Here is a 26,177-nt window from a genome sequence, read left to right on the forward strand (position 1 = left end):
ACCGAACTCGACCGCGGACGGCCGCATCGCACTGTGTGGCAAACCCAGAAGAGAGGTAACCACCATGCGTATCGCCCGTCTCGTCGCCGTCGTCGCCCTGCCGGCCGCGCTTCTCGTCACCGCCGCCTGCGACAAGGGCGGCGTGCAGACCGTCACGGGCACCGCCGGCCCGGTGACCGGCAGCCCGTCCCCGTCCGTCACCTCCGCGGCCACCACGAGCGAGCCCACCAGCCCTCCGGCGAGCGCGTCGGCGAGCGCCACGCCGACGAGGACCGCGACCACGGCGGCCGCGCTCCGGCTCGGCCCGAACGGCTACGGCAAGCTGAAACTCGGCATGACCGCCGATGCCGCCAGCGCCACCGGCCTGATCGACCCGTGGGTGACCACCGGCCCGTTCGGTCCCGGCTGCGTCAAGAACACCCACCTCAAGGCCTCCGGCAGCGACCGCGGTTTCGTCATGGTCTCGTCCACTCTCGGGGTGGAGATCATCGACGCGTACGACGGGAGCATGCGCACGCCGGAGGGCATCCACCTGGGCAGCACCGCGGCGGCCTTGTTCAAGGCGTACCCGGACTGGAAGAACGCCGAAGTGGAGAACCCGAAGGCCGAAGGCCGCGGATACGCCGCCGTGCCCGGCAACGACAAGGCCACCTACCGGATCGTCATCAACAAGGGCAAGGTCGTCGAGCTCACCCTGCAGTACAAGAACCAGGACTGCTACGAGTGAAGCCCGCCCACGATCGAGTCGGTGAGGTCCTCCGCGCCCACCTGCTTGATCTGCAGATAGATCCCGCCGACCACCACCTCGCTGTACGAGATGGAGGTGCCCGCGCAGTTCGTCCAGCGGGTCACCCGGCCGCCCGGGATCGCGCGCTCCGAGCGTGCGCACCGGTCGTGTACCGGCAGCGTCGCCCGCTCGAGACCCCCGGCGGCGCCGGCGAAGACGCCCGGCCCGCCGGTGTACTCCTCGCCCCACGAGGACAGGTCGGCGGCCACCGCCAGCCCCGGACTCGTCCCGGCGGGAAGGCCCACCGCGGCCGGATTCCAGCCGGCCGGCCGGGCCTGGCCGGCCCACTGTTCGGGGACCGCCACCGAGATCGTCCCCGTCGAGTCGGCCACCCGCGTCCAGCCCTTTGAGTGGGCGCTTGCCCACTCAGAGTGGGCAAGCGCCCACTCCGGCACCGCACCGCTCAGCAGCGCCAATCCGGCGACCGCGACCAGCAGGCCGGTCGTCCGGCCGGCCAGCTGCAGGGCCCGGTTGCGGCGGCGGGCGGGCGCCTCGGCCGCCTCCTCGAGGGCGTCGGCGAGGGCGTCGGCGGTCGGCCAGCGCCGGTCGCGGTCGGCGGCCAGGGCGCGCAGGACGATCCGGTCGACCGCGGGAGAGACCCCGGCGCGGCGCTTCGACGGGGGTAGCGCGGCGCCATCGGGGGTGGTGGCGGTGAGCATCTGGTACGTCATCGCGCCGATCGCGTGCACGTCGGCGCGCACGTCCAGGCCGCCGCCGGGCCGGGACTGCTCGGGGGCCATGTACCCGGGTGTCCCGGCCACCACCGTGAAACCCGAGGCGTACGCGATCGCCTTGGCCAGCCCCAGATCGGCCACCATGACCCGCTCGGCGCCGCGGACCGTGCCGAACAGCACGTTGGACGGCTTGAGGTCGCGGTGCAGCACGCCGGACGCATGCAGGTCGGCGGTGGCCCGGGCGATGTCCGCCGCGATGCGCAGCGCCGACCGCACCGGCATCGGACCGGCGGCGAGCCGCTCGGCCAGCGTGCCGCCGTCGGCGTAGGTCATCACCTGGTACGGCCGGCCGTCGGGGAGCTCGCCGTAGTCGTGGATGCGGACCAGCCGCTCGGAGTCGGCCCGGCGCAGCACCTGCGCCTCCTGCTCGAAGCGGGCGCGCACATCCGCCTGGTGCGCCCAGTTGTCGGCGAGCACCTTGATGGCGACCTGGGACTCGAGCTGCTCGTCCTCGGCCAGCCAGACCGTCGCGAACGCGCCCGCGCCGAGCCGTCGTTCCACCCGGTAGCGCCCGATCCGGGCCGGCATCGACACGCAGATATTGTGCGGTCATCGCACCATGGGGGAAAACGGGGGGATCGATCATGGGGGATGACCGTCTGGAGGCGCTGGCCCGGCGAGCCGCCGCCGGCGACGCCGCGGCGCTGAACGAGCTACTCGCCGCGATCCGGCCGAACGTGCTGCGCCGCTGCGCCCGGTTCCTGCCCTGCTTCCAGGACGCGGAAGAGGCCTGCCAGGACGCGCTGCTGCAGGTCGCACGCACGATCGACCGGTTCGAGGGCCGGTCGCTGTTCACCACCTGGCTGTACGTGGTGGTGGCGAACAGCGCGCGGCAGACCTACCGGTCGCTCAAGCGCCGCGCCGTCGAGCAGGCGCACGAGGCGCCGCAGCTCGACCGGCCCGACCCGCGCACCACCAGCGTGATCGCCGGCTCGCGGCTCGACTTCCTGGACGCGCTGGAGCGGCTCGAAGCGCGCCGGCCCGACCTGGTGGCGCCGCTCGTGCTGCGCGACGTCTGCCAGCTCGACTACGCCGAGATCGCCGGGCATCTCGGCATCCCGGTCGGCACGGTCAAGTCCCGAATCCATCAGGCACGTACTGACCTGCGTGAATATCTTTTGCCGTTGGGATAGGGCTATATTCCGGTGATTCGTCTCCTTGGGGAGGAGAAACGATGAATCGGATCCGCATTCCCGCCGTGCTCCTTTTGTTGGCCTCGTTGCTGGTCGCGTGCGGCGACTCGGACGACCCGCAGGCGAGCGGCTCGGGCCTGGAGAAATCGAAGATCAAGGTGGCCATGCTGTCGCTGGTCACCAACGCTCCCTACTACATCGCCGTCAAGGAGAAGCTCTTCGAGGCCGAGGGGCTGACCGTCGAGACGCAGCCGGTGCAGGCCTCGCCGCAGGCGTACCCGGCGCTCAAGAACGGCGCGATCGACCTCGTCTTCGCCAACGACGCGTCGATGCTGCTGGGGCACGACAAGGGCGACCTGCCGATCAACCTGATCGCCGAGGGCACCACGCTCACGCCCAAGTTCATGGCCGTGCTGGTCATGCCCGGCTCACCGATCAAGTCCATCAAGGACCTCGCCGGGCACAGCGTCTCGGTGCACGTGCTCAACAACATCCAGGCGATCACGCTCAACGCGATCGCGAAGCAGAACGGCGTCGACCCGGCCCAGATCCAATACCGCCAGGTGGTCTTCCCGCAGATGGCGGCCACCATGCAGAAGGGCGACCTGGACGCCATCCACGTCAACGAGCCCTTCCTCACCGACGCCGAGGTCAAGCTGGGCGCGCGGATGGCCGTCGACGGCGGCGCCGCGCCGGTGACCGGCATCCCGATGGACGGCTACTTCGCGCTCGACGGGTGGTCCAAGAAGTACCCCAAGACCGCGGCGGCGTTCCAGCGGGCGCTGGCCAAGGCCCAGGGGATCGCCGCCGGCGACCGGACGAAGGTCGAAGAGGTGCTGCCCAGCTACATCCGCAACGTCGACCCCGCGGTGGCGAAGAAGCTGACCATGCCGGGCTTCCCGACCGCGAACGACCCGCAGCGCCTGCAGAAGCTCATCGACCTGATGAAGGAGCAGGGCCAGCTCACCAACCGGATCGACGCCACGACAATCGTGTTCCAGCCCTGATGGGTCGCATCCTCCGCGGCCTGTCCGGAGTTCTGGTGGTGCTGCTGGCGAGCGAGGCGCTCGGCCGGGCCGGCATCGTGCACCGCGACTTCCTGCCGCCGGCCTCGTCGATCCTGGCCCGGGCGGGCGAGCTCGCCGTCGACGGTGAGTTCCTCACCGACGTCCGCGCGACGCTCACCGCCTGGGCGCTCGGCCTGCTGATCGCCACCGCCGTCGCGGTGCCGCTCGGCCTGGTGCTCGGCACCATCCCGCCGATCGCCCGCGCGGTCACCACGATCGTCGAGTTCCTGCGGCCGATCCCCTCGGTCGCGCTGATCCCGCTGGTCGCCATGCTGGTCGGGACCGGCCTGCAGATGAAGCTCACCGTCATCGTGTACGCCGCGGTCTGGCCCATCCTGTTCAACACGATCTACGGCCTGCGCGACGTCGACCCGGTCGCCCGGGACACCCTGCGCGCGTTCGGCTTCGGCCGGCTCGCGGTGCTGGGCCGGGTCGCCGTGCCGGCCACCGCGCCGTTCATCGCCACCGGGGTGCGGATGGCCGCGGCGGTCGCGCTGATCCTCGCGGTCACCGCCGAGATGTTCGGCGGGTTCGGCGAGGGCATCGGCATCTTCATCGCGTCGGCCTCGAACTATCCGGGCGGCACGACCGACACGCTCGCGGCGACGGTCTGGGCCGGGGCGCTCGGCCTCGCCATCAACGCCCTGCTGCGCGGCGGCGAACGGCGACTGTTCTTCTGGGCGTACCGGAACGGAACTCCCGGATGAACCGCCTGGCGCAACGGTGGCTGGTCTTCGCGCTGGCGGTGGCCGCCTGGCAGGTGGCCACCGCCGCGGCCGCCGACCCCTTCTTCCCGACCCCGGCCACGATCGTGCGGCGGATGTACGACCTGTGGTTCTCCGGCCCGGTGACGCGGCTGTTCCTCACCGACGGGGCGATCGGCAACGTGCTGCCCAGCCTCGGTCGGCTGGCGCTCGGGTTTCTCGGCGGCGCACTGCTCGGGGCTGTGCTCGGCGTCGCGATCGGGCGCTCGCTCTGGGCGTACGAGATCTTTGATCCGGTGTTGCAGTTCTTCCGCGCGATTCCGCCGCCCACGCTGGTCCCGGTGCTGATCGTGTTGTTCTCGCTCGGCGCGCCCATGCAGATCGCGTCGATCGTCTTCAGCGTGCTGTGGCCGGTGCTGCTCAACACGGCGGACGGCGCACGCACGGTCGAGCCGTTGCAGATCGAGACGGCGCGCGCGTTCCGGCTGACCGGGCCCGAGCGGCTCGCCTTCGTGATCCTGCCGGCCACCATGCCGAAGCTCTTCGCCGGGCTGCGGCTCGCGCTCTCGCTGTCGCTGATCCTGATGGTCTTCTCCGAGCTGCAGCCGGGCGCGGCCGACGGCATCGGGTTCCAGCTGGTCGAGGCGACCACGCGATTCGACTACGAGACGGTCTGGGCCGCGATCGTGCTGCTCGGCATTCTGGGATACGTACTCAACATGATGCTGCTGGCGGTGGAGCGGCGGGCCCTGAGCTGGCATCTCTCGGCACGGAAGGCGGAGGCAGCGACATGACGGACGTTCGCGAGGCTTTCTTCGACGTCTGCCGGCAAGCCGGCATGACGACCTGGTTCGGCAACCCGGGCTCCACGGAACTGCGCATGCTGCGCGATTGGCCGGCCGATTTCCGGTACGTGCTGGCGCTGCAGGAGGCGTCGGCGGTGGGAGTGGCTTCCGGGTACGCGATCGGCAGTGGACAGGCGCAGTTGGTCAGCCTGCACTCCGCGGGCGGGGTGGGGCACGCGCTCGGGGCGGTGTTCAACGCATACCGGGACCGGGTGCCGCTGGTGGTGATCGCCGGGCAGCAGACCCGCGCCATGCTGCCGACCCGGCCGTTCCTCTCGGCCGACGAGCCGGCGACTTTTCCCCGCCCGTACGTGAAATGGAGCCATCAACCGGAGAGCGCCTTGTCGGTGCCGGGGGCGCTCGCGGAGGCGTACCGGGTGGCGATGATGCCGCCGCGCGGGCCGGTGTTCCTGTCCATTCCGGAGGATGACTGGGACGCCCCGGCGGATCCGGTGCCCGTGCGTTCGGTGCGGTCGGACTTCGTGGCGGATCCGGCCGCGCTGGCCTCGGTCGCCGAGGCGCTGAGCGCGGCGCGGGCGCCGGCGATCGTGGCCGGGCCTGGCGTGGACGAGGACGACGCCTGGGAGGCAACCGTCGCGCTGGCCGAGACCGTGCGGGCCGCCGTGTGGGCGGCGCCGATGCCGAGCCGCGCGGCGTTCCCGGAGGACCATCCGCTGTTCCGGGGCTACCTGCCGCCGGTGCGGTCGAGCATCGCGTCGCTGCTCGCCGACAACGACGTCGTCGTGGTGCTGGGCGCGCCGGTCTTCACCTATCACGTGCACACCGACGGGCCGGTTCTTCCCGACGGCGCCCGTTTGTTCCACCTCGACTGCGATCCGGGTGCGGCCGCCCGGGCGGCGGTGGGCACCAGCGTGCTGACCACGGTGCGGGCCGGGGTGGCCGAGCTGGCGCGGCTGGTGAAGCCGGCGTCGGGGCGGGCGGATCCGCCCGTGCTCGCCCGGCCGGCGGCGCCAGCCCTGGGCGATCCGATGCAGGCCACCTCGGTTCTGGAGGCGTTGCGGCGGGCGCTGCCTTCAGACGCGGTGCTCGTGGAAGAGGCGCCCTCGCACAAGGACGCGCTGCACGAGTACGTCCCGATCACCCGGCCCCGCGGTTACGTGTCGACCGGGAGCGGGGCGCTCGGGTGGGGACTGCCGGTCGCGGTGGGGCGGGCGCTCGCCGGGGATCGAGTGGTCTGCGTGGTGGGGGACGGCTCGGCCATGTACTGCGTCCAAGCACTGTGGACGGCCGCTCGGGAGAAGGCTCAGCTGACCGTGGTGGTGCTGAACAACGCGAAATACGAGGCGGTCGCTGCTCTGGGGCGCCGGATCGGCGTACGGGATGTGCCTGGAACCGATCTTCCCGCGCTGGACTTCGTCGCGCTGGCGCGGGGGTTCGGATGTGCTGCGGGGCGTGTCAGTCGGTCGACCGAGTTGTCCGGAGCGTTGGAGACGGCGCTGGCTCACGACGGGCCCTACGTGCTGGACGTGCCGGTGGGGACGACCTCAGCGACGCTCTACTAGCCTGCCGCGGACCAGGCGGCCCACCTCGGCACGCAGAGCGACGAACTCCGGCAGCTCCCGGGTCGCGATCTGCTCGCGCGGGCCCGGCAGGGTGACCGGGAGGTCGGCGGCGACGTGGCCGGGCGGGCCGCCCAGCACCACCACGCGGTCGCCGACGTAGACGCTCTCGTCGATGTCGTGGGTGACGAACAGGATCGTCATGTCGCTGCCCGCGCGGATCTTGAGGAGGAGATCCTCGAGGTCCTCGCGGGTCTGCGCGTCGACCGAGCCGAACGGCTCGTCCATCAGCAGCAGCTTGGGGTGGAAGGCGAGGGCCCGCGCGATGGCGACGCGCTGTTGCATGCCGCCGGAGAGCTGCCATGGGTATCTGGTGGTCTGGCTCTTCAATCCGACGGACTCGAGCGCCTCGACCGCCTTCTGCCGCCGGGCCGTCTTGTCGAGGCCGCGTCGCCGCAAGGGGAGGGCCACGTTGTCCCGGACGGTCAGCCACGGATAGAGCGAACGGCTGTAGTCCTGGAAGACCACCGCGAGATCGCCCGGGACGCCGATGATCGGCTCGCCGTCGAGCAGCACCTCGCCGCCCGACGGCTCCTGCAGGCCGGCCACGCACCGCAGCAGCGTCGACTTGCCGCAGCCCGACGGCCCCACGATGCTCACCAGGGTTTTCGGCTCGATCCGCAGCGTCACCCCGCTCAGCGCGACATGCCCGTCATAGCTGTGCGCGAGGTCGCGGATCTCCAGCATGGATTAACCGTACGTCTTCGTCTCCACATTCGAGTCGGCCGCGTCGCCGGACGGATCGGCGTCGATCCCTTTCGGTCAAGGAGTACGGTCAGGCAATGGCGGAGCTCTATTCGCGACGGTCGTTCCTCGCCGGGGTGCTGACCGCGGGCATGCTGTCGACTTCCGCCGGATACTTCTTCACCCGGCGCGAAAAGATTCAGCTCACTCTCGCCACCGGCGCCGATCCGACCGGTGGGCGCCAGCTCCTGGTCGACATGTGGAACAAGATGAATCCGAACGTCCAGATCGACGTCAAAGAGGTCAACAGCTCCACCCAGGACCAGTTCCTCAAGTTCAACGAGACGCACGCCGACATCTTCAACCTCGACGTGATCCACATTCCCCGGTTCGTGGCCGAGGGCAAGATCGTCCCGATCGATCTCGAGAACGACATCTCGCTGCTCGCGCCGGTCCGCCAGGTGTGCCGGCGCGCCGGGACGGATCAGTTCTGGGCGGTGCCGTTCAACTCCGACGTCGGCATGCTGTTCCGCCGGGTCACCGACAAGCGGATCGACCCGCCGACCACGCTCAAGTCGGTGCTCGCCGCGTCGGCCACCGGCCCGGTGACCTTCGCGGGGCAGCTCGACACGGTCGGCAGCCAGACCGACGAGGCGTTCGTGTGCAACGTGCTCGAACAGGCGCTCGCGCAGGACGAGGCGATCCTGGACGAGGGCGGCACCCTCTCGTACGGCTTGGGGCAGTGGCGCGACGCGCTGGCGCCGCTCGCCGACGCGATCCGCCGCAAACGGGTCGTCGCGGCGGCCGGCGAGGACGACACGACCCGCGCGTTCCAGCGCGACAGCCTGCGGTACATGCGCAGCTGGCCGGTCCGCTACCTGCCGCTCGACCGCGCCGAGCGGGCCCGGCCCGACACCGAGGAGATCCGCATCGGCCGCCTGCCGATCGGCATTCTCGGCGGCCAGAGCCTGGCGGTGGCGGCCGACAGCGACCACCGCGACGAGGCGATCCAGGCGATCCACTTCCTGACCGACAACCCCGCGCAGAAGCTGCTCACGTCGTTCGGCTTCGCCCCGACCGGGGTCGACGCCTACATCGACGCCGACCTGCAGGAGGCCCTGCCCCACCTGAGCCTGGTGCGCTACGCGGTCGAGGGTTCCCGCCCGCGCCCGATCCACGCCAACTACGCCGAGTTCGCCCGCCGCTTCGCCGACCACACCCGCCGCCACCTGCACGACGGCGAGGAGCTGACGCAGCAGTTCATCACCGACATCCGGGGGGCGCTGAAGTGAGCGACTCCGGCATCCAGGCGTGGCAGCTGTCCCTGATCGTGACGCTGCTGATCGTCGCCCTCGAGCCCTTGGTGCACCTACTCCTGAGCCGCCGTCCCAACCTGGTGGTGAGCCGCTGGTTCCGCACCACGGCCCTGGCCCTCCTGGTGATCCTCACGGTCGTGATCGCCGTCGCGGCGCTGGGCCCCGACCTGGCCGACAAGCTCTCCAGCGTGGCGGCGGGGGTGGTGGCGCTGGTCGCCTTCGTGCTGGCGCTGCGCTCCTACCAGTCCCAGTCCGCCCCGCCGTCGGGGACCGGCGCCCCCGAGGAGCCCGCGCCATCCGAGCCGGCGATCGAGCCGCCACCCGCAAAGCCGGCCATCAGCCCTCCGTCACCGACCCCGTCGCCGCCGGCTCCACAGCCCGCGCCGCCGGGGAATGAGCCGCTTGGGCCGCCCCCACGCCGAGCGCCCGACGGGAGGGCGCCGAGCCAGCCTTTCCTGCCCTTGTTGATCCGCCGCCTCCTGGCCGGCCGCAAAACCCCGCGGCGATAATGCCTGGTGAGTGCGTCAGGAGCGCATTAGGGAAGCGCCGGGGCGCGATCATCCGTCAGAATCGGAAGCTATGGGTGATTTGCGGGTCGTGGTGTGCGGGGGCGGCGCTGCCTCCGGTGTCGTCGGGCTGATTTCTGAGGCGGGCAAGCGCGGATGGGCCGTGGACGTCACGGCCACGCAGAACGCGCTCGACTTCATCGACGTCGCCGATGTCGCGCGGGTCAGCGGGCGGCCCGTCCGCACGACGTACAAGTTCGCGCCGGACGGGCGGCGGATCTCGCCGCCGGCGGATGCGCTGATCGTGGCGCCGGCGACGTTCAACACGGTCAACAAGCTCGCGGCGGGGATCGCGGACACCTACGCGCTCAGCTCGATCGCCGAGGTGATCGGGCGTGGCGTGCCGACCGTGGTCGTGCCGGCGGTCAACTCGGCGCTCGCCGCTCGGCGGCCGTTCCGGCAGGCGGTCGAAGATCTGCGGTCCGAAGGCGTACGCGTGCTGTTCGGGGCCGAAGACGATTGGGAGCCGCTGCCGCCCGGCCAGAACGACCCCCGCCGCTTCCCGTGGCTGCGTGCGCTGGATCTGGCCGAGGATTTGACAACCATCGATCAACGCGTTCCGATGAGGTCATGACCAAGTGGCTCCTGGCATTGATCTTGATAGCCGGAGGGACGCCGGCGCACGAGAGTGACCCTCTCAAGCACATGACCCTGGCCGAGAAGGTCGGCCAGATGATCGTCTCCTACGTGTACGGCGACAGCGCCACCGCGCCGAGCGCCGCCGACGCCGCGGCCAACCAGGCGATGTTCGGCGCCGATGTGACCACCGCCGCCCAGGCCGTCGCCAAGTACCACCTCGGCGGCGTCATCTACTTCACTTGGAGCCACAACCTCGGCACCCCGGTCCAGATCGCCGCCCTTTCCAACGGCCTCCAGCACGCCGCGATGGCCGACACCGGCATCCCGCTGCAGATCAGCACCGATCAGGAGGGTGGCGTCGTCAACCGCATCGGCGCCCCGCTGGCGATCTCCCCGGGCAACATGGCGCTGGGTGCGACGTTCGATCCGCGCACCGCCGAGCGCGCCGCCAAGGTCAGCGGCGAGGAGCTCAAGGCCCTGGGCATCAACGTCGTCGACGCCCCCGTGGTCGACGTCAACACCAACCCCCTGAACAGCGCCGACGGCGTCCGCTCGTTCAGCGACCGCACCCACCACGTCACCAATTTCACGATAAAAGCTATAAAAGGGTACGAAAGCGCAAAAATCGGCACGCAGGCCAAGCACTTCCCGGGGCTGGGCGACACGACGGTCAACACGGACAACGGCGTAGCGATCACCAACGAGTCCCGCCAAGAGATCCTGAAGACCCATATCCCGCCGTTCAAAGCAGCGATCCAGGCGGGCGCCGAAAGCATCATGGCCGCCCACATCATCGCCCCGGCGCTGGACCCCTCCAACAAGCCCGCAAGCCTCTCCAAGCCGATCATCACCGGCCTGCTGCGCGAAAAACTCCACTTCAACGGCGTAGTGATCACCGATGCCCTGGAGGCAGCGGCCTTGGAGGACTACACCGACCAGCAGATAGTCCTGGACGCGGTGAACGCCGGCGTGGACCAGCTCCTGATGCCCCGCAACGTCCCCCTCGCCATCCAGACCCTCCTGGACGCGGTCGCCGCCGGCACCATCTCCGAGCACCGCATCGACCAGTCCGTGCGTCGGATTCTCAAAACCAAGACCTATGACGCGTACGTCCCGGAGACCCCGACCGTAGGCACCCCCGCCCACCAGGCGGTGATGGCCGACGCGGCCGCCCGCTCGATCACGGTCCTGCGCGACAAGGCCCTCCCGCTGCAAAGCGGACAGACCGTCCTGGTAACGGGTTGGGGCGTGTCCACGACGACCAACCTCGCCAATGCCCTGGGCGCCACCCGCTTCTACACCGGCTCCCCTTCGGACGCCGTCATAGCCCAGGCCGTGGCAGCGGCAATCCAGCACGATGTCACCGTCGTCACGACTTACAACGCGTGGTCCGACGCGACCCAGCAGCGTCTCGTCGCCGCTCTCCTGGCCACCGGAAAGCCCATCATTGTGACCGCCGTGGGCGCCCCCTACGACCTCTCGTACTTCCCCACGGCCGAGACCTACGTGGCCGCCTACGGCTACCAGCCCGTCTCCATCACCGCGCTGGCCGCTGTCCTGCAGGGCAAGACCCCCGCCACCGGCCGCCTCCCCGTCACGATCGAAGGGCTTTACCCGTACGGCAGCGGCCTGTCCCAAACCCGCTAGGAGGCCTAGCGTGGCCGGTACATGGACCTGCTGGAACGCGCCGACGAGCTCGCGACCCTGACCAGGCTGCTCGCCGAGACGTCGGCGGGCGGCCGGGTCGCCGTGCTCAGCGGCGAGGCCGGCGCCGGCAAGTCCACGCTCGCCGCCGCGTTCGCCGAGGCCGCCGGCCCCCGCGCGCAGGTCCTGTGGGGCGCCTGCGATCCGTTGCTCACCCCGCGCGCGCTCGGCCCGCTGCACGACATCGCCCGCGCGCTGGGCGGCCGCCTCCGCGAGCGCATCCTGGAGGCGCCGCGCGCCGAGGTCTTCGACCTGTTGCTGGAGGCGCTCGACCGGCCGCCGCAGACGGCCCGCCCGGTCGTCGTCCTGGAGGACCTGCACTGGGCCGACGAGGCCACGCTGGACATGGTGGCGTTCCTCGGCCGCCGCCTCGCGCTGTGCCGGGCGCTGCTGCTCGTGACGTACCGTGATGACGAGATCGGTCCCGACCACCGCTTGCGAAATGTCCTGGCCGGACTCCCGCCTGCCCTTTCCCGCCGGGTGACGCTGCCGCCGCTCTCCCGGGCGGCGGTCGCGGAGCTCGCGCAGCGTGCCGGTCGCGCCACCCCCGAGGTGTACGAGGTGACCGGCGGCAACCCGCTGCTGGTGACCGAGGTCCTGGCGGCCGAGGCCGAGGGCATCCCGCCGACCGTCCGTGACCTGGTCCTCTCCCGGCTGTCCTCGCTCGGCGAGCCGGCCCGCGACGTCGCCCGCCTGGTCTCGGTGGTGCCCGCCCGCGCCGAGTCCGACCTGCTGCGGGGTCGTGCGGGCGCGGTCGACGAGTGCCTGGCCCGCGGTGTTCTGACCACGAGCGGCGACGGCGTCGCCTTCCGCCACGAGCTGTTGCGCCGGGCGGTGGAGGAGGCCCTTTCTCCCGTACGCCGAAAGGCCCTGCACGCCGAGGTCCTGGCCGCCCTGACGACGATGCCGGGGGTCGACCCCGCGCGGCTGGTCCACCATGCCCACCACGCGGGGGACGCCGAGGCCGTCCTCCGCTGGGCCCCGACGGCCGCCCGCCGCGCCACCCAGCTCGGCGCCTACCGGCAGGCCGTGGCGCATTACGCGACCGCGCTCGCGCTCGCCGGCGACCGTCCGGCGCAGGAGCGCGCCGAGCTCCTCGAGGAGCACTCGCTGGCGGCGTACCACGCGGGCCTCGGCGTCGACGCGATCGAGGCCCGCCAGTCCGCGCTACGCCTGCGCGAGGAGCTCGGCGACCCGCTGCGCATCGGCGACGACCTGCGCTGGATGGCCCGGCTGAGCTGGTGGAACGGCCGTCCCGACGACGCGCGCGACTACTGCTGGCGCGCGGTCGGGGTGCTCGAGGCGGCCGAGCCCGGCCCCGAGCTGGCCGCCGCCTACAGCCACTTGTCGCAGCTCTACATGCTGGCCAACGAGGAGCCGGCGGCGATCGAGTGGGGAAGCCGGGCGCTCGATCTGGCCCTGCAGGCCGGCGACCGGGACACCGTGGTCCACGCCATGGTCAACATCGCGTCGGCCCGGCTGCAGCGCGACGAGCCGGAGGGGGTGACCGGCCTGCGGGAGGCGTTCGACCTGGCGGTCGCGGCCGGCCTCGACGACCACGCCGGCCGCGCCCTGGTCAACCTGGGCACGATCGCGGTCGACCGGTACGCGCTCGACCTCGCCGAGGAGACCTTCGAGCGGGTCCTGCCGTTCCTGACCGCCCGCGACCTGGACGGCTACGTGCGGCATGTGCTGGGCCACCGGGCGCGGGTCGGGCTGGCCCGCGGCGACTGGGCGACCGCGGCCGGCGACGTCGAGGAGGCGATGGCGAGCGGCGCGACGCCGGGCGCCTACCTCGTGCCGGCGCTGAGCGTGCGGGCGGTGCTGCGGGCGCGCCGCGACGAGCCGGGCGCGCGCGAGGACGCGATGCTCGCCCGCGAGCGGGGTTACCGTGCCAACGAGGTCCAGTTCGTCGGCCCGGCCGCGATCGCCCTGGCCGAGCTGTGCTGGCTGGACGGCGATCTCGAGCGGGTGCGGGCCGAGGCGTGGCACGGTCTCGGGGTGGCCGAGCGGGCCGGGCACGCGTGGTTCCTCGGCGAGCTGGCGTTCTGGCTGTGGCGGGCCGGCAGCGAGATCCCGCCGTCGGCCGTGGCCGCGTCGGCCGAGCCGTTCCGGCTGATGGTGACGGGGGAGTGGCGGGCCGCGGCCGGCGCGTGGGAGAAGCTCGGCTGTCCCTACCTGCGGGCCGAGGCGCTCTCCGCCGGCGACGCCGACGCGACCACCGAGGCGCTGCGGATCTACGACCGGCTGGGCGCGGTGCGTCCGGCCCGGCGGCTGCGCGGGGTGCTGCGCGAGCGGGGGATGCCGGTGCCGCGCGGCCCGCGCCCGGCCACGGCCGCCGATCCGATCGGGCTCACCGGCCGCCAGCGGGAGGTGCTGGCGCTGATCGCCGAGGGCCTGAGCAACGCCGAGATCGCGGCCCGCCTCACCCTGTCGGCCAAGACGGTCGACCATCACGTGTCCGCGGTGCTCGGCAAATTGGGCGTACGGAATAGGGGTCAGGCGGCTGTTGTGGCCCGCAAGTTAGGGAACTCTCCCCATGTGGGGAACGACGGCGATTCCTAGCGTTCTTGGCATGACCGAACTTGTACTCGACGGCCTGAAGGCCAAGCAGCAGAAGACGTGGGCCAGCGGCGACTACAGCGCCGTGGCCGCGCTCATCCAGCCGATCGCCGAGGAGCTCGCGCAGGCGGCCGACCTCTCGGCCGGCGCGACCGTGCTCGACATCGCGGCCGGCTCCGGCAACGCCTCGCTGGCGGCGGCCCGCTGCGGCTGCCGGGTCACCTCCACCGACTACGTCACCGGGCTGCTCGACCGCGGCCGGGAGCGGGCCTCGGCCGAGCACCTGCCGATGGACTTCGACGTCGCCGACGCCGAGAGCCTGCCCTACGCCGACGGCTCCTACGACGCCGTGATCTCGGTGGTCGGGGCGATGTTCGCCCCCGACCAGGAGAAGGTCGCGGCCGAGATGACCCGGGTCTGCCGGCCGGGCGGCACGATCGCCATGGCGAACTGGACTCCCGAGGGCTTCATCGGTCACATGTTCCGCACGGTGGGCCGCCGGGTCCCGCCGCCGCCCGGCATCCGCGGGCCGGTGGAGTGGGGCAGCGAGCCGCGGATCCGCGAGCTGTTCGGCGATCGGGTCAGCAACCTGCGGGTCGTGCCGCGCACGTTCGTCTTCCGCTTCGCGACCCCCGAGCATTTCGCCGACTACTTCCGCACCAACTACGGCCCGACGCTCAAGGCGTTCGAGGCGCTCGGCCCGGACGGCGGCAAGCCGCTCTACGACGACCTGGTCGCCTTGGCCGCCGAGCACAACGTCGCCACCGACGGCACCACGAAGATCCCGTCGGCCTACGTGCAGGTGCTGGCGAACCCCATCTAACCGGTCTCTTCCAAGGGGGCGGTGAGCCGGTTCGGCGTGGCGGCGCCGAACCGGCGGTGCACCGCCGTGCCCTCGAGTGCCGCCGTCACCGCGGCGACACTGCCGGAGGCGAGCTTCTCGATCTCCGCGCGCATGACCGGGGTGGCGAGTTTGGCCAGCCCGTGCATCTCGATCTCGCTGCGGTAGTACACCCGGGTGCCGCCCGCCGCCGGCCCGAGCATGACCGTGTCGACGCAGGTCGCGCCCTCGCTGCGGCCCTGGAAGACGAGCCGGCCCGGGTCGGCGACGATCAGCGTGTAGGTGAGCTCGGCCGTCACCCCGAGCAGCTTGCGGACGTGCCGCCAGTGCGCGCCCGGCGCGATCGGCCCGGCGCCGAGGCGGTGCGTCGACCGGGCCGAGGGATCCCATTCCTGAGCGTTCGCGAAGTCCCGCAGGTAGGCCAGCACGGCGCCCGGGTCTGCGGTCACGGCGAACGTGCGCTCCACGACGATCATCGGGTCCCCCAGGGCGTCGGCGTGCTGTCCCAGCGTAATGGCAGCTTCTGATCAGTGCCCTGTGTTTCGCCCGTGCGGACGGCGTGACTATCGAGGTCGATCGAACCGTCGCACGAACCTCTTCTGCCACGGCGTCTCCACGGCGTGCGGGTGGTAGTGCTCCCGCACGTACCCGACCGCCTCCGCCGCCGGCACGCCGTCCAGCACCGCGAGGCAGGCCAGGGCCGTTCCGGTGCGCCCGCGGCCGCCGCCGCAGGCGATCTCGACCCGCTCACCCTCGGCGCGGCGCAAGCTTTCGATCAAAACCTCCATGAGGTACGGCGGATCGGCCGGCAGACGGAAGTCGGGCCACCGCACCCAGCGCGTTTCCCAGCCGAACTCGGGCGGCTCGTCGCCCAGAAGGTAGACCCCGAACGTCGGTGGATGCCCCGACGGCATCGGGTCGCGCAGCCCGCGGCCACGCACCAGCCGCCCCGACGGCAACGCCAGCACCCCGGACTCCCCGGCCCGCCAAAGCTGCTCGATCCGCACGCCACCATCCTGCTACAGTCGCGCCCATGTACAGCTTCAGCGAGCGACGCCGGCGGTCAGACGACCGCCGCTGAAGCAGTGCCTTCCACCGGCGGGTCGAGCCCGCCGGTTTTTTGTGCCCGTGAACCGGTCGACCCGCCTCCGCGCGTACCGTCGATGGGTTTGCCATGAATCTCGAAGCTCTGCTCGCCGGCCGGCTCGAACCGGCCCTCGCCGCCGTGGCCGGATTCCCCGTGGATCCGGTGGTCCGGCAGTCGCAGCACGCCGACTTCCAGTCCGCGGCCGTGCTCGCGCTGGCCAAGCGGGCCGGCCGCGCGCCGTGGGAGCTCGCCCCCGAGGTCGCCGCCCGCGCCGACCTCGCCGGCCTGGCCACCGTGGAGATCTCCCGGCCCGGTTTCCTCAACCTCACCGTCGACGACGCCGTCCTCGCGTCCGCCCTGGACGGGCTCGACGACCGGCTCGGCGTGCCGGTGGTGGCCGAGCCGGAACGCGTGGTCATCGACTACTCGGGACCGAACGCGGCGAAGGAGATGCAGGTCGGGCACCTGCGGTCGACGATCATCGGGGACGCGCTGGCTCGGATCCTCGTTTGGCGGGGCCACCACGTGATCCGGGCCAATCACCTCGGCGACTGGGGCACGCAGTTCGGCATGCTTATCGAGCACATGGTCGATCTCGGTGCCGAGGAGGCCGAGCACTCGCTGGGCGACCTCACCGACTTCTACCGGGCCGCGCGGGTGAAGTTCGACGGCGACGAGGCGTTCAAGACCCGGGCGCGGCTGCGGGTGGTGGCCCTGCAGTCGGGCGACGAGCTGTCGCGGACGCTGTGGCGCCGGCTGATCGAGCAGACCGAGCGCAACTTCCTCGGCACGTACGCGCGGCTCGGCGTGACGCTGACCGCCGGCGACTTCGTCGGTGAGAGCTTCTACCAGGAGCAGCTCGCGTCCGTCGTGGACGACCTGGCCGCGCAGGGTTTGCTGGTCGAGAGCGAGGGCGCGCTCTGCGTCTTCCCGGCGGGATTCACCGGCCGGGACGGCGAGCCGCTGCCACTGATCGTGCGCAAGAGCGACGGCGGATTCGGGTACGCGGCGACCGACCTCGCCGCCGTGCGGCACCGGGTGCGGGCGCTCGGCGCGGATCGGCTGCTCTACGTGGTGGGCGCGCCGCAGCGGACCCATTTCCGGATGGTCTTCGCGGTGTGCCGGGCCGCGGGCTGGCTGCCGGACGGCGTCGCCGAGCACATCGAGTTCGGGTCGATCCTGGGCGCGGACGGCAAGATGTTCAAGACGCGGGCCGGCGACAACGTGCGGCTCGACGACCTTCTCGACGAGGCCGACCAGCGCGCGTCGGCACCGGCCATCGGGGTCGGCGCGATCAAGTACGCCGACCTGTCCGGCGACCGGCGCTCGGACTACGTCTTCGACTGGGACCGGATGCTCGCCTCCACCGGGAACACCGGGCCGTACCTGCAGTACGCGTACGCGAGGATCCGCTCGATCTTCGCCCGGTCCGCTTTTGATCTCGGGCCGGTGGTGCTGACCGAGCCCGCCGAGCGGCGGCTCGCGCTGGCCCTGCTCGGCTTCGAGCCGGCCGTGACGGCCGCCGCCGACCTGCGGGAGCCGCACCGGCTCGCGTCCTATCTGCACGATCTCGCGGTCGCGTTCTCCGGCTTCTACGAGGCGTGCCCGGTCCTGCGGTCGGCCGGCGAGACCCGGGCGAGCCGGCTCACACTGGCCGACCGGACCGCCCGCACGCTGGCCCTCGGCCTGTCACTGCTAGGCATCGATCTTCCCGATGAGATGTAGCGAATGGGTTCTTCATCGTCGATGTCCCGGCGGTTAGGGTGCGTTCAGCGCCCTACCGGGCGCGCGTTCCCGTTCTGAAAGGTTCGTGATGACTCCTCCCGCCGGTGTATCGCGGCGCACGGTTATCGCCGCCTCGGCAGCCGCTGCGGCGGCCCCGCTCGTGGGTTCCCAAGCGGCCCAGGCCCATGGCCACGGCAACGCTGCGGAGACCTACCACCTCACCGTGCTGGGTACGTCCGATACGCATGGAAATGTGTATAACTGGGACTACTACAAGGACGCCGAGTACGACGACAGCGCTCACAACGACGTCGGCGTGGCCAAGCTGGCCGCGCTGGTCAACAAGATCCGCAAGGAGGCGACCGGGGCGACGCTGGTGCTCGACGCCGGCGACACCATCCAGGGCACGCCGCTGGCCACGTACTACGCCAAGCAGGAGCCGATCACCACGACCGGTGAGAAGCACCCGATGGCCCGCGCCATGAACGTCCTGCACTACGACGCGGTCACCCTGGGCAACCACGAGTTCAACTACGGCCTGCCGCTGCTGAACCTGTGGATCCGCCAGCTCGGCTTCCCGGCCCTGGCCGCGAACGCGGTCAGCGCCAGGACCGGCCGGCCGGCCTTCACGCCGTACGTGATCAAGAAGGTCTCCCTCGGCAAGCACGCGCCGACGCTGCGCGTCGGGATCCTCGGCCTCACCAACCCGGGCGTCGCCATCTGGGACCGGGCCAACGTCGAGGGCAAGCTGGAGTTCCTCGACATGGTGAGCACCGCGGCCAAGTGGGTGCCGGTCATGCGGCGCTGCGGGGCCGACATCGTGATCATCTCGGCGCACGGCGGCGACTCGGGCACCTCGAGCTACGGCCCCGAGCTGCCCAACGAGAACCCGGCCGCGCTGATCGCCCAGAATGTGCCCGGCATCGACGCGATCCTGTTCGGCCACGCCCACCTGGAGATCCCGCAGCGGTTCGTGACCAACACGGCCACCGGCGCGCAGGTGCTGATGTCCGAGCCGTCGAAGTGGGGCCAGCGGCTCACCAAGATGGACTTCGACCTGGTCCGTTCGCGTGGCAAGTGGGAGATCGTCACCAAGGCGTCCACCACGCTGAACACCAACACGGTCGACGCCGACCCGGCGGTGCTGGCGGTGACCAAGGCGCAGCACGCCAAGACCGTCGCGTACGTCAACCAGGTCGTCGCGCGGTCCACCGAGGAGCTGTCCGCCGCCACCTCGCGGTACGAGGACACCCCGATCCTCGACTACATCAACAAGGTGCAGACCGACACGGTCGCCGCCGCGCTGGCCGGCTCGTCGTACGCGAACTTGCCCGTTTTGTCGATCGCGGCGCCGTTCAGCCGGACCGCCGTGTTCCCGCAGGGCGACGTCAAGATCAAGGATGTCGCCGGGCTGTACATCTACGACAACACGCTCGAGGCGGTCGTGCTGACCGGCGCCGAGGTGAAGGCGTACCTGGAGTACTCCGCGAAGTACTTCGTGACCCTCGCCCCCGACGCGCCGGTCGACCCCAACACGATCAGCGACCCGTCGGTGCCCGACTACAACTACGACACGCTCTCCGGCGTCGACTACGACATCGACATCAGCAAGCCGGTCGGCTCGCGGATCACCCGCCTGCAGATCAACGGCGCCGACGTCGACCCGGCGGCCCAGTTCGTGGTGGCGGTGAACAACTACCGGCGCTCGGGCGGCGGCAACTTCCCCGGCATCGTGAAGACCCAGGTCTACAACGAGCAGAAGGAGATCCGCCAGCTCCTGATCGACTGGGCCCAGGCGAAGGGCGCCATCAACCCGGCCGACTTCTTCGTCAAGAACTGGCAGCTCGTCCGCAACGGCGTGCCGATTCAGTTCTGATCCGTGATCGTGCCGGAACCGTCACTGTTCAAGCGAACAGTGACGGTTCCGCGCGATCCGCTGCTCAGCGTGACATGGCACGAGTACGCGTTGTCTCCGCCATGGCGCGTGGCATCAAGCGGCTTGCAGTCGGCGGCGGTGATGTGAGCACCCTTCGCCGCTGGCCTGTTCATCAGCTCACCCTCAATCGACTTCGCCACGGCCCCACGCCGATGATCTATGTAGGCCGTGAGCAAGACCTTTGGCACGATGGTCCAGAACAGGCCCGCGACCACCAGCGTCACGCCGAACGCGATCCAGTAAGGACCCTGGTCCTGCCCCACACGCTTGGCCTTGTCGGCGCGGCGGGCCGCCGAGATGATCCCGAAGATGCCGAAGAAGAACGTCCACGCCGCCACCGGCTTCCACGAGGGCTTGGGACGGCCCACGACATGGATGAGCTCGGGGTGCGGAACCATGAGGCCGCCATATTGATACGGCGGCGGCTGCTGCTGACCCCACTGCGGGTGCTGCGGCGGGCCGTAAGGGAGCTGTGTGGTCACGGGGCGGGTTGCCTTTCGGTTGCCGGACCCGCCTCATCGGCAGGCCCGGCCCCGACCTGAGGTCAGTCCCCGTCGTTCTTGCGCACCGGCACCTGCATCTCGGTGACCCACTTGTCGAACTCGCCCGGCGGGCAGTCGAGGTAGACCTCGCGAGCGAAGCCCGGCTCGACCGTGCGGTATCCGTTGTCGTCGATCCAGGTCGCGATCTTCTGCCCGGTGCGGAACGCCTCGGACATCGCGCCCTCGTGCAGCGCCGTCGCCGCCTGCTCGATCGACGGCAGCACGCGCACCTCGAAGCCGGGGTCGTCGCCCACCTCGGCGTCGCCGATCGGGAACGCCGCGTGCACGGTGATGGTCTCGTCGCCCGGGCCGGTCGGCGCCGGCAGGTAGTACGCGATCGGCGCCCCGCACATCGGCACGGCCGCCTTCTCCATCAGCTCCATCAGCCGCGGGTAGAGCGGCGAGAGGTTCTCGGTGATGGAGTTGGGGTCGTCGTAGCTGGTGGCGGTCGCCGACAGCTCGGCGATCCGCAGCGGCGGGATTTCCTTGAGGATGACGTCTCCGGTGTCCATGTGGCCCTCGATCTCGATCATCCGGAGACGCGCGTCGACCTGGGACAGGCGTAGGTTGTCCCGCTGCACCTGGGCCTCGAGCTCGGCCCGCCGCAGCCGCAGCATCCCGCGCAGCTCACCGACGTCGACCTTCTCCTCGATCAGGACCTGTACGTGCTGCAGCGAGAAGCCGAGGTCCTTGAGCGCGATGATCCGGTTGAGCCGTTTCAGCTGGGCGGCGGTGTAGTAGCGGTACCCGCTGTGCGGGTCCACGTGGGCGGGGCGCAGCAGGCCGATGGCGTCGTAGTGGCGCAGCATGCGCACCGACACCCGGCCCAGGCCGGCGAAGTCTCCGATACTGAACATGGTCCTCGTACCTTCCGGCCTGACACTGTGTCAGGGTCAACCCCCGGTCACGGGTGCGGTCGTGGTCGCCGGGGTGGTCGGGTCGGTCGTCGGGGGAGTCGTGGCCGGCTCGGTCGTGGGCGGCGTGGTCGGGGGAGTGGTGGTCGGCGTCGTGGTGGGCGTGGCGCTGGGCGACACCGACGTGCTCGGCTTGACCGAGGCGCTCGCCGGGGCCGAGGAGGCCTTGCCCGTCCCGTTCGGCTTCGAGCGGGCCGTGGTCGCGGTGACCGACGGCAGCGGCTCGGGCGTCTCGGTCTGCTGCTCCTGAAGGTTTTCGCTGGGCGCCACGTTGATCGGGTTGTCCGTGCCGGCCGGGCTGTTGTCGGGCTTCAAGATGATCGCCATGGTCAGGCCGATGGCCAGCACCGCCATCGCCACGATTGCCACCAGCAGCGCGGTCTGGCTGCGCGGCGTGCGGCGGGCCGGCGACGGCGCCGCGAGCGGCAGGTCGCGCGGCATCGGCACGGCGCGGGTCGGCGCGGCCGGGCTGCTCGGGGCGACCATGGTGGTGCCGGTCATCCGCTTCCAGTCGAGCGGGCCGGCCGCCTCGAACGCCGCCTCGGCGAACTCGGCGGCCGTCTCGAACCGGTCGGCCGGCTGCTTGGCCATGGCCCGGGCGATCAGGTCGCGCACCGCCGGCGGCACGTGCGCGGGCAGCGGCTCGGGCTCCTCCTCGAGGTGACGCAGCGCCACCTGCAGCGCGTTGTCGCCGTCGAAGGGCGGGTGCCCGGCGATGCAGTGATAGGCCACCGCGCCGAGCGCGTAGATGTCGGTGGCGGCGGTGACCTTGCCCTTGGCGACCTGCTCGGGCGACATGTAGAGCGCGGTGCCGACGATCGCGTTGAGCTGTGTGACGCTGGTCACCGCGGCCGAGCGGGCCACGCCGAAGTCGACCAGCACGACCGCGCCGGTCGGTTTCACGATCAGGTTGCCCGGCTTGACGTCGCGGTGCACCACGCCGACCTCGTGCGCGGCGTGCAGCGCGTCGGCGGCCTGGGCCACGATCGACATGGTCTCGGTGACGCTCATCGGGCCCTGGCGCACCCGGGCGGAGAGCGGCTCGCCCTCCACGTACGCCATCACGAGGTAGGCGACCCGGTCGTCGCTGTCCTCCTCGGCGCCGGCGTAGTCGTACACCTCGACGACGCCGGGATGACGGAACGAGGCCATCATCCGGGCCTCGCCGTAGAAGCGGGCCGAGAACTCGGGGTCGGCCAGCATCGCGGTCTTGAGCACCTTGACCGCGATCACCCGGCCCAGCACCACGTCGGTGCCGCGCCACACCTCGCCCATGCCGCCGGTGGCGATGCGCTCGTCCAACCGATACCGGTTGCCCAGGAGGTTCCCCGCAGACAGCACCGTCGGACCTTATCTAGTCGGGTGGCTCAGCCACACAAGCGAACGTCGCTCAACTCTACAGACGCCCCGCCTCTAGCGGGGGGCCAGCGGTGGCACCCTACGTCCCGCCGCCGAGTCGGTGATGAGCTGGGCGAGACGACGCTCACGTGTCTCCGCGCGCTTGGCGCTCACGACCCAGTGGGTCGCGGCCCGCCGGTAGTACGCGCTCTGTGTCGAGAACCACTCCCAGGCGCCCTGATCTGCCCGGAAAAGAGCGTTCTGATCGGCGTCGAAGCCCACTTCGGCCTGCTCGTACGCGTAAGCCGGGGCTTGATCGATCTTGCGTTCCTCGAACGCCTTGAGCCCGGCCGGCGCCATCAGCCCCCGCTCGGTCAGCTCAGCGATCTTGGCCACATTGATCGCGCTCCAGACGCTGCCGCGGCGCCGCGGCGTGAACCGCACCCGGTAGCTCCGCTCGTCGATCCGGCGCGCGACGCTGTCGATCCAGCCGAAGCAGAGCGCCTGCTCGATCGCCTCGGGGTGGGAGACGCCGGTCTGGCCGGTCCCCTTCTTCCAGTACCCGACGAACAACTCGGGCGCGGAGTCATGATTCACCTCGAACCAGGCGCGCAGGTCAGCGGCGGTGTCGAAGAAGAGTGCGTCCACCGGCACAGGTTAGAGGCCGTCGGGCGGCAAAGGGCTCCGCCCGACGGCCGGACCTCCCCGTTTCAGCGCTCAGCGGTCGCCCGTGATGACGACCGCGGTCTGGGCCAGCTCCTGCTCCTCCTCGGCGGCCTGGCGGGCCAGGGCTCGCCGGGCGTACGCCGCGGCGGCCCATCCGACCGCCACGCCGGCCAGGCCGGCCAGCAGCATCGTGCCCCACGGGCGGCCGGGACGGCGCCCGGCCAGCGCGTCGGCGGCGGCACTGGCCCGTCGCCAGGCCTCATCGGCCCAGTCCTGGCTCTTGTCGGTGGCGGCCGACGCCGCCTTCGTGGCGGTGTCGCCCGCCGACGACATCGCGGACGACAGGTACTCCCAAGCCTGGTCGGCGGTTCGCTCGGCTTTGCTGCTCGTCGAGAACATGGTCTGTTTTCTCCTCCTGCGCTCGCCGTACCTCATTCACCTGCCCGTATGCGCCATGCGGCAAACGTGTCCGCTGTGGACGCCATCACGTTTCGGAAACGACTGGACGGGCCCCGGTAGTCTTGACGCGGTTCACACGGGCCACTCAGGTGGCTAACAGGTTCGGGGCCTAATCTTTCGGTCAGTTTCACCGAACCTTTCGGGGGTAGTCTCGACTCCCCCCGGCGCGAGCCCGCGTGCGGCGTTGCACTACGCTGCGTCGCGGCCCGCGCACAGAGGAGCTGAACGCCCGGGCCAGCCGGGCGGGTGGAGGGATTGGCGTGACGCTGTCGATAATGACGTCGACGCTTGCCGACGCAGTGGTGGAGGTCTCGCCCAGCGGTGAGATCGACGTGGAGAACGCATATGAGATCCGGGAGGCCGTGGCGACGCAGCTTGCCGAGAGCCACCCCACTCGCATCGAGCTCAACATGCAGGCCGTGACCTTCATCGACTCCGTAGGCATCAGCGCGCTCGTCGCCGCCTTCCAGCTCGCCGCGGTCAGCGACGTCAAGCTGATCGTCACCCGGCCGAGCCGGTTCGCGCACCGCCAGCTGTGGGTCACCGGCCTGCTGGGCCTGTTCGGCAACCCCCAGCCGTACGGCGAGGCGGAAAACGAGCAGACGGCCGGCGCCCTCTAGAGCGCCGGGGAGTGCACCGCCACCGTTTCGAGGTTGAAGCGGACGTCGGAGGCCTCCACCGGCGCCCGTAGCGGCGTCACGACGGCGAAATGCTCGGCCAGGGCGGCCAGGTCCGTCTGCGGCTCGAGCAGCTCGTCAGCGGCCTGTACGGCGGTTCGGACGAAACCTTCGCCGGCTTCCGCGATGCTCATCTGCACCTGGCCGAACTGCGCGAGCGCGGCCCGCCGCAGCCCGCGGATCCCGTCCAGGTGCAGGTCGGGCACGTTGAGGTTGAAGACGGTGCCGGGCGCCGTGTGCAGCAGCGTCGGTATCAGCCGCACCGCCAGCTCGGCCGCGCTGCTCCAGTGCCGCTTCTCGTCGTCGGTGTCGGTGATCACGTCCATCGCGGCTCCGCCGCTGCGCGAGGACGCCTCCCGCGGGGAGAGCACGTCGAGCGAGACCGCCAGGCCGTGCAGACCCGCGTACGAGCCGGTGAAGGTCGCCCCCACCGTCCCGGAGTGCACGACGGCCGATCCGGCGTTGGCGCCCCGGTTGATGCCCGAGAGAACCATCGTGGGGATCGGGCCGAACGCCTCCCGCAGGGCGAGCAGCACGATGTAGGCGGGCGACGCCGCGACCGCGTACGCCGGGATGTGCTTGGCCCCGGTGAGCTCGCGCTTGTGCAGAATGATCTTGCCGTGCTCCTCGATCGCGGTCATCGCGGCGCTGGAGCCGCTCGACTCGGTGACCGGCGCGGCCACGACCACGTCGTGCCCTTCCCGGGCGGCGGCCCGCGCCAGGTAGCGGAGGCCGGGCGAGTCGATGCCGTCGTCGTTGGTGACCAGGATTCGTGTCATCGTGCCTTCTTGATCGGGGTGAGCCTGATGCGCTCGGTGAGCACCTGGACCGCGTCCAGGTGTCCCGTGCCGAGTCCGTGCCGGGTGACGTTCAGGGCGCCGGCGGCCGCCCCGGTGCGGACCGCCTCGCTCATCTCGCCGCCGCGGGCGAGCACCGCGGCCACGCCGGCGGTCATCGAGTCGCCGGCGCCGCGGCCGTCGGTGGGGGTCAGCTTGGGCGTGCCGACCCGGTAGATCTCCTCGTTGATCAGCGCGAGCGCGCCGGCGTCGGCCCGCGACACCAGGGCCGCCTCGGCGCCGTCGTCGTGCAGCTTGAGCAGCGCGCTGGTGAGGTTCTTCTCGGAGTCGTCGGCGGAGAGGCCGTCGGCGATCAGCTCCTCGTGGCTGACCTTCACCACGTTGAGGCCGGCCGAGAGCACCGCCTTGAGGTGGTCGCCGCACAGGTCGGCGATCACCTTGCAGCCGTTGGCGCGCAGGTCGGCGGCGAGGCGGCCGTAGACGTCGGGGCGGATGACCGACGGGTGCGCGGGGCCGCTGAGGATGGCGATGCCGGCCCGCAGCCCTTCGGCCAGAGCCAGGTTGTAGAGCTCGTCCAGCTCGTGGCGGGTCAGCGGGGAGCCGGCGATCTCGGCGATGGCGCGGCGCTTGCCGTCCCGGCGGTCGTGCACGTACCAGCCGCTGCCGGTCTCACGGGGGACCGTGCGCAGCGTGACGCCCTTGAAGTCGAGCAGGGGCTTGAGGACCCGGCCGACCTCACCGCCCACCGCGGCGCAGAGGATCACCTCGGCGCCCAGCGAGGTGATCATGCGGGTCTGCCAGATGCCCTGGCCACCGGGGTGCACGTGCAACTCGGGCAGCTCGTGTTGCTGCTCGATAGTCACGGTGAGTTGAGGTGCAGGCGCGAAGACCATGACCCGAGCGTCGCTCATATCCGACATTGTCCACTTTTGCG

Annotated in this window: 26 protein-coding genes; 15 read left to right on the forward strand and 11 right to left on the reverse strand. The window is 71.0% G+C overall.

Annotated elements, in window-relative coordinates:
* The first annotated feature begins 64 nt into the window (after nt 1-64).
* Nucleotides 65-727: a hypothetical protein gene (locus ACQPZX_RS08460; RefSeq protein WP_433376762.1), complete on the forward strand. Its 663-nt coding sequence runs from the start codon at nt 65-67 to the stop codon at nt 725-727.
* Here ACQPZX_RS08460 and ACQPZX_RS08465 read toward each other — a convergent pair.
* The gene (locus tag ACQPZX_RS08465) at nt 718-2,049 is read right to left on the reverse strand and encodes a serine/threonine-protein kinase (RefSeq protein ID WP_433385102.1); all 1,332 of its coding nucleotides are present in this window, start codon (nt 2,047-2,049) and stop codon (nt 718-720) included. The two genes, ACQPZX_RS08460 and ACQPZX_RS08465, sit on opposite strands and share 10 nt — an antisense overlap.
* 56 nt (nt 2,050-2,105) lie before the next feature.
* On the opposite strand from ACQPZX_RS08465, the gene ACQPZX_RS08470 reads away from it, so the two are divergent.
* The 5 genes from ACQPZX_RS08470 to mdlC are packed head-to-tail and all read left to right on the forward strand — an operon-like array spanning nt 2,106 to nt 6,793.
* Nucleotides 2,106-2,654 (forward strand): RNA polymerase sigma factor, encoded by a 549-nt coding sequence (locus ACQPZX_RS08470; RefSeq protein ID WP_433376765.1) that lies wholly within the window; start codon nt 2,106-2,108, stop codon nt 2,652-2,654.
* Nucleotides 2,655-2,695: 41 nt separating this feature from the next.
* The gene (locus tag ACQPZX_RS08475; protein ID WP_433376768.1) at nt 2,696-3,661 is read left to right on the forward strand and encodes an ABC transporter substrate-binding protein; all 966 of its coding nucleotides are present in this window, start codon (nt 2,696-2,698) and stop codon (nt 3,659-3,661) included.
* On the forward strand, nt 3,661-4,428 hold the full coding sequence (locus ACQPZX_RS08480) for an ABC transporter permease (protein ID WP_433376771.1): 768 nt from the start codon (nt 3,661-3,663) through the stop codon (nt 4,426-4,428). The genes ACQPZX_RS08475 and ACQPZX_RS08480 overlap by 1 nt, the downstream gene beginning before the upstream one ends.
* Complete coding sequence (locus ACQPZX_RS08485; RefSeq protein ID WP_433376774.1) at nt 4,425-5,219, forward strand: ABC transporter permease; 795 nt, start codon at nt 4,425-4,427, stop codon at nt 5,217-5,219. Before ACQPZX_RS08480 ends, ACQPZX_RS08485 begins: the two co-directional genes overlap by 4 nt.
* Nucleotides 5,216-6,793 (forward strand): benzoylformate decarboxylase, encoded by a 1,578-nt coding sequence (mdlC, locus tag ACQPZX_RS08490; RefSeq protein WP_433376777.1) that lies wholly within the window; start codon nt 5,216-5,218, stop codon nt 6,791-6,793. Before ACQPZX_RS08485 ends, mdlC begins: the two co-directional genes overlap by 4 nt.
* On the opposite strand, the gene ACQPZX_RS08495 is transcribed toward mdlC, so the two are convergent.
* Nucleotides 6,776-7,537, reverse strand: coding sequence for an ABC transporter ATP-binding protein (locus ACQPZX_RS08495; protein ID WP_433376780.1), 762 nt, complete (start codon nt 7,535-7,537; stop codon nt 6,776-6,778). The genes mdlC and ACQPZX_RS08495 overlap by 18 nt on opposite strands.
* Before the next feature lie 95 nt (nt 7,538-7,632).
* Between ACQPZX_RS08495 and ACQPZX_RS08500 the strand changes: the two genes are divergently transcribed.
* The 6 genes from ACQPZX_RS08500 (at nt 7,633) to ACQPZX_RS08525 (ending at nt 15,084) form a co-directional block, all read left to right on the forward strand.
* Nucleotides 7,633-8,826 (forward strand): extracellular solute-binding protein, encoded by a 1,194-nt coding sequence (locus ACQPZX_RS08500; protein WP_433376782.1) that lies wholly within the window; start codon nt 7,633-7,635, stop codon nt 8,824-8,826.
* Nucleotides 8,823-9,359, forward strand: a complete 537-nt coding sequence (locus ACQPZX_RS08505) for a hypothetical protein (RefSeq protein WP_433376785.1) — start codon at nt 8,823-8,825, stop codon at nt 9,357-9,359. Before ACQPZX_RS08500 ends, ACQPZX_RS08505 begins: the two co-directional genes overlap by 4 nt.
* Nucleotides 9,360-9,429: 70 nt before the next feature.
* Nucleotides 9,430-9,990 (forward strand): flavoprotein, encoded by a 561-nt coding sequence (locus tag ACQPZX_RS08510; RefSeq protein WP_433376788.1) that lies wholly within the window; start codon nt 9,430-9,432, stop codon nt 9,988-9,990.
* The gene (locus tag ACQPZX_RS08515; protein WP_433376791.1) at nt 9,987-11,642 is read left to right on the forward strand and encodes a glycoside hydrolase family 3 N-terminal domain-containing protein; all 1,656 of its coding nucleotides are present in this window, start codon (nt 9,987-9,989) and stop codon (nt 11,640-11,642) included. Before ACQPZX_RS08510 ends, ACQPZX_RS08515 begins: the two co-directional genes overlap by 4 nt.
* 21 nt (nt 11,643-11,663) lie before the next feature.
* Nucleotides 11,664-14,264, forward strand: coding sequence for an ATP-binding protein (locus ACQPZX_RS08520; RefSeq protein ID WP_433376794.1), 2,601 nt, complete (start codon nt 11,664-11,666; stop codon nt 14,262-14,264).
* Between the two features lie 10 nt (nt 14,265-14,274).
* Complete coding sequence (locus ACQPZX_RS08525) at nt 14,275-15,084, forward strand: class I SAM-dependent methyltransferase (RefSeq protein ID WP_433376797.1); 810 nt, start codon at nt 14,275-14,277, stop codon at nt 15,082-15,084.
* Here ACQPZX_RS08525 and ACQPZX_RS08530 read toward each other — a convergent pair.
* Nucleotides 15,081-15,578, reverse strand: a complete 498-nt coding sequence (locus tag ACQPZX_RS08530; RefSeq protein ID WP_433376799.1) for an SRPBCC family protein — start codon at nt 15,576-15,578, stop codon at nt 15,081-15,083. The genes ACQPZX_RS08525 and ACQPZX_RS08530 overlap by 4 nt on opposite strands.
* Nucleotides 15,579-15,665: 87 nt before the next feature.
* Entirely contained in the window at nt 15,666-16,109 is a 444-nt protein-coding gene (locus ACQPZX_RS08535) for a protein-tyrosine phosphatase family protein (protein WP_433376802.1), read from the reverse strand.
* A gap of 167 nt (nt 16,110-16,276) precedes the next feature.
* On the opposite strand from ACQPZX_RS08535, the gene argS reads away from it, so the two are divergent.
* Entirely contained in the window at nt 16,277-17,914 is a 1,638-nt protein-coding gene (gene argS, locus ACQPZX_RS08540; protein ID WP_433376805.1) for an arginine--tRNA ligase, read from the forward strand.
* A gap of 88 nt (nt 17,915-18,002) precedes the next feature.
* The gene (locus ACQPZX_RS08545; protein ID WP_433376808.1) at nt 18,003-19,790 is read left to right on the forward strand and encodes a bifunctional metallophosphatase/5'-nucleotidase; all 1,788 of its coding nucleotides are present in this window, start codon (nt 18,003-18,005) and stop codon (nt 19,788-19,790) included.
* Here ACQPZX_RS08545 and ACQPZX_RS08550 read toward each other — a convergent pair.
* The 5 genes from ACQPZX_RS08550 to ACQPZX_RS08570 all read right to left on the reverse strand — a co-directional run bounded on the left by ACQPZX_RS08550 (nt 19,781) and on the right by ACQPZX_RS08570 (nt 23,709).
* Nucleotides 19,781-20,332, reverse strand: a complete 552-nt coding sequence (locus tag ACQPZX_RS08550) for a hypothetical protein (RefSeq protein WP_433376811.1) — start codon at nt 20,330-20,332, stop codon at nt 19,781-19,783. The two genes, ACQPZX_RS08545 and ACQPZX_RS08550, sit on opposite strands and share 10 nt — an antisense overlap.
* Nucleotides 20,333-20,394: 62 nt before the next feature.
* Nucleotides 20,395-21,249: a MerR family transcriptional regulator gene (locus ACQPZX_RS08555; RefSeq protein WP_433376814.1), complete on the reverse strand. Its 855-nt coding sequence runs from the start codon at nt 21,247-21,249 to the stop codon at nt 20,395-20,397.
* 36 nt (nt 21,250-21,285) lie between these two features.
* Entirely contained in the window at nt 21,286-22,647 is a 1,362-nt protein-coding gene (locus tag ACQPZX_RS08560; RefSeq protein ID WP_433376817.1) for a protein kinase domain-containing protein, read from the reverse strand.
* Nucleotides 22,648-22,719: 72 nt separating this feature from the next.
* Nucleotides 22,720-23,292, reverse strand: coding sequence for a YdeI/OmpD-associated family protein (locus ACQPZX_RS08565; protein ID WP_433376820.1), 573 nt, complete (start codon nt 23,290-23,292; stop codon nt 22,720-22,722).
* Nucleotides 23,293-23,361: 69 nt separating this feature from the next.
* Nucleotides 23,362-23,709 carry a hypothetical protein gene (locus tag ACQPZX_RS08570; RefSeq protein ID WP_433376823.1) on the reverse strand — a complete coding sequence of 116 codons (348 nt, stop codon included), beginning with the start codon at nt 23,707-23,709 and terminating at the stop codon, nt 23,362-23,364.
* Between the two features lie 320 nt (nt 23,710-24,029).
* Here ACQPZX_RS08570 and ACQPZX_RS08575 point away from each other — a divergent pair, with 320 nt between their 5' ends.
* Nucleotides 24,030-24,389 carry an STAS domain-containing protein gene (locus tag ACQPZX_RS08575; protein WP_433376826.1) on the forward strand — a complete coding sequence of 120 codons (360 nt, stop codon included), beginning with the start codon at nt 24,030-24,032 and terminating at the stop codon, nt 24,387-24,389.
* Here the strand turns inward: ACQPZX_RS08575 and surE are convergent.
* Together surE and ACQPZX_RS08585 are read right to left on the reverse strand one after the other, a co-directional pair.
* On the reverse strand, nt 24,386-25,225 hold the full coding sequence (gene surE, locus ACQPZX_RS08580) for a 5'/3'-nucleotidase SurE (protein WP_433376829.1): 840 nt from the start codon (nt 25,223-25,225) through the stop codon (nt 24,386-24,388). The two genes, ACQPZX_RS08575 and surE, sit on opposite strands and share 4 nt — an antisense overlap.
* Entirely contained in the window at nt 25,222-26,154 is a 933-nt protein-coding gene (locus ACQPZX_RS08585) for a 1-phosphofructokinase family hexose kinase (RefSeq protein ID WP_433376831.1), read from the reverse strand. The genes surE and ACQPZX_RS08585 overlap by 4 nt, the downstream gene beginning before the upstream one ends.
* Between the last annotated feature and the right edge of the window lie 23 nt (nt 26,155-26,177).

The sequence above is a fragment of the Actinoplanes sp. CA-142083 genome, assembly GCF_050942195.1.
Taxonomy (GTDB): Bacteria; Actinomycetota; Actinomycetes; order Mycobacteriales; family Micromonosporaceae; genus Actinoplanes.

What these genes read in the sequence shown, in the direction of transcription:
- ACQPZX_RS08460 (WP_433376762.1), top strand. Translation starts at nt 65, where the DNA reads ATGCGTATCGCCCGTCTCGTCGCCGTCGTCGCCCTGCCGGCCGCGCTT.
- ACQPZX_RS08465 (WP_433385102.1), bottom strand. Translation starts at nt 2,049, where the DNA reads ATGCCGGCCCGGATCGGGCGCTACCGGGTGGAACGACGGCTCGGCGCG.
- ACQPZX_RS08470 (WP_433376765.1), top strand. Translation starts at nt 2,106, where the DNA reads ATGGGGGATGACCGTCTGGAGGCGCTGGCCCGGCGAGCCGCCGCCGGC.
- ACQPZX_RS08475 (WP_433376768.1), top strand. Translation starts at nt 2,696, where the DNA reads ATGAATCGGATCCGCATTCCCGCCGTGCTCCTTTTGTTGGCCTCGTTG.
- ACQPZX_RS08480 (WP_433376771.1), top strand. Translation starts at nt 3,661, where the DNA reads ATGGGTCGCATCCTCCGCGGCCTGTCCGGAGTTCTGGTGGTGCTGCTG.
- ACQPZX_RS08485 (WP_433376774.1), top strand. Translation starts at nt 4,425, where the DNA reads ATGAACCGCCTGGCGCAACGGTGGCTGGTCTTCGCGCTGGCGGTGGCC.
- mdlC (WP_433376777.1), top strand. Translation starts at nt 5,216, where the DNA reads ATGACGGACGTTCGCGAGGCTTTCTTCGACGTCTGCCGGCAAGCCGGC.
- ACQPZX_RS08495 (WP_433376780.1), bottom strand. Translation starts at nt 7,537, where the DNA reads ATGCTGGAGATCCGCGACCTCGCGCACAGCTATGACGGGCATGTCGCG.
- ACQPZX_RS08500 (WP_433376782.1), top strand. Translation starts at nt 7,633, where the DNA reads ATGGCGGAGCTCTATTCGCGACGGTCGTTCCTCGCCGGGGTGCTGACC.
- ACQPZX_RS08510 (WP_433376788.1), top strand. Translation starts at nt 9,430, where the DNA reads ATGGGTGATTTGCGGGTCGTGGTGTGCGGGGGCGGCGCTGCCTCCGGT.
- ACQPZX_RS08515 (WP_433376791.1), top strand. Translation starts at nt 9,987, where the DNA reads ATGACCAAGTGGCTCCTGGCATTGATCTTGATAGCCGGAGGGACGCCG.
- ACQPZX_RS08520 (WP_433376794.1), top strand. Translation starts at nt 11,664, where the DNA reads ATGGACCTGCTGGAACGCGCCGACGAGCTCGCGACCCTGACCAGGCTG.
- ACQPZX_RS08525 (WP_433376797.1), top strand. Translation starts at nt 14,275, where the DNA reads ATGACCGAACTTGTACTCGACGGCCTGAAGGCCAAGCAGCAGAAGACG.
- ACQPZX_RS08530 (WP_433376799.1), bottom strand. Translation starts at nt 15,578, where the DNA reads ATGATCGTCGTGGAGCGCACGTTCGCCGTGACCGCAGACCCGGGCGCC.
- argS (WP_433376805.1), top strand. Translation starts at nt 16,277, where the DNA reads ATGAATCTCGAAGCTCTGCTCGCCGGCCGGCTCGAACCGGCCCTCGCC.
- ACQPZX_RS08545 (WP_433376808.1), top strand. Translation starts at nt 18,003, where the DNA reads ATGACTCCTCCCGCCGGTGTATCGCGGCGCACGGTTATCGCCGCCTCG.
- ACQPZX_RS08555 (WP_433376814.1), bottom strand. Translation starts at nt 21,249, where the DNA reads ATGTTCAGTATCGGAGACTTCGCCGGCCTGGGCCGGGTGTCGGTGCGC.
- ACQPZX_RS08570 (WP_433376823.1), bottom strand. Translation starts at nt 23,709, where the DNA reads ATGTTCTCGACGAGCAGCAAAGCCGAGCGAACCGCCGACCAGGCTTGG.
- surE (WP_433376829.1), bottom strand. Translation starts at nt 25,225, where the DNA reads ATGACACGAATCCTGGTCACCAACGACGACGGCATCGACTCGCCCGGC.
- ACQPZX_RS08585 (WP_433376831.1), bottom strand. Translation starts at nt 26,154, where the DNA reads ATGAGCGACGCTCGGGTCATGGTCTTCGCGCCTGCACCTCAACTCACC.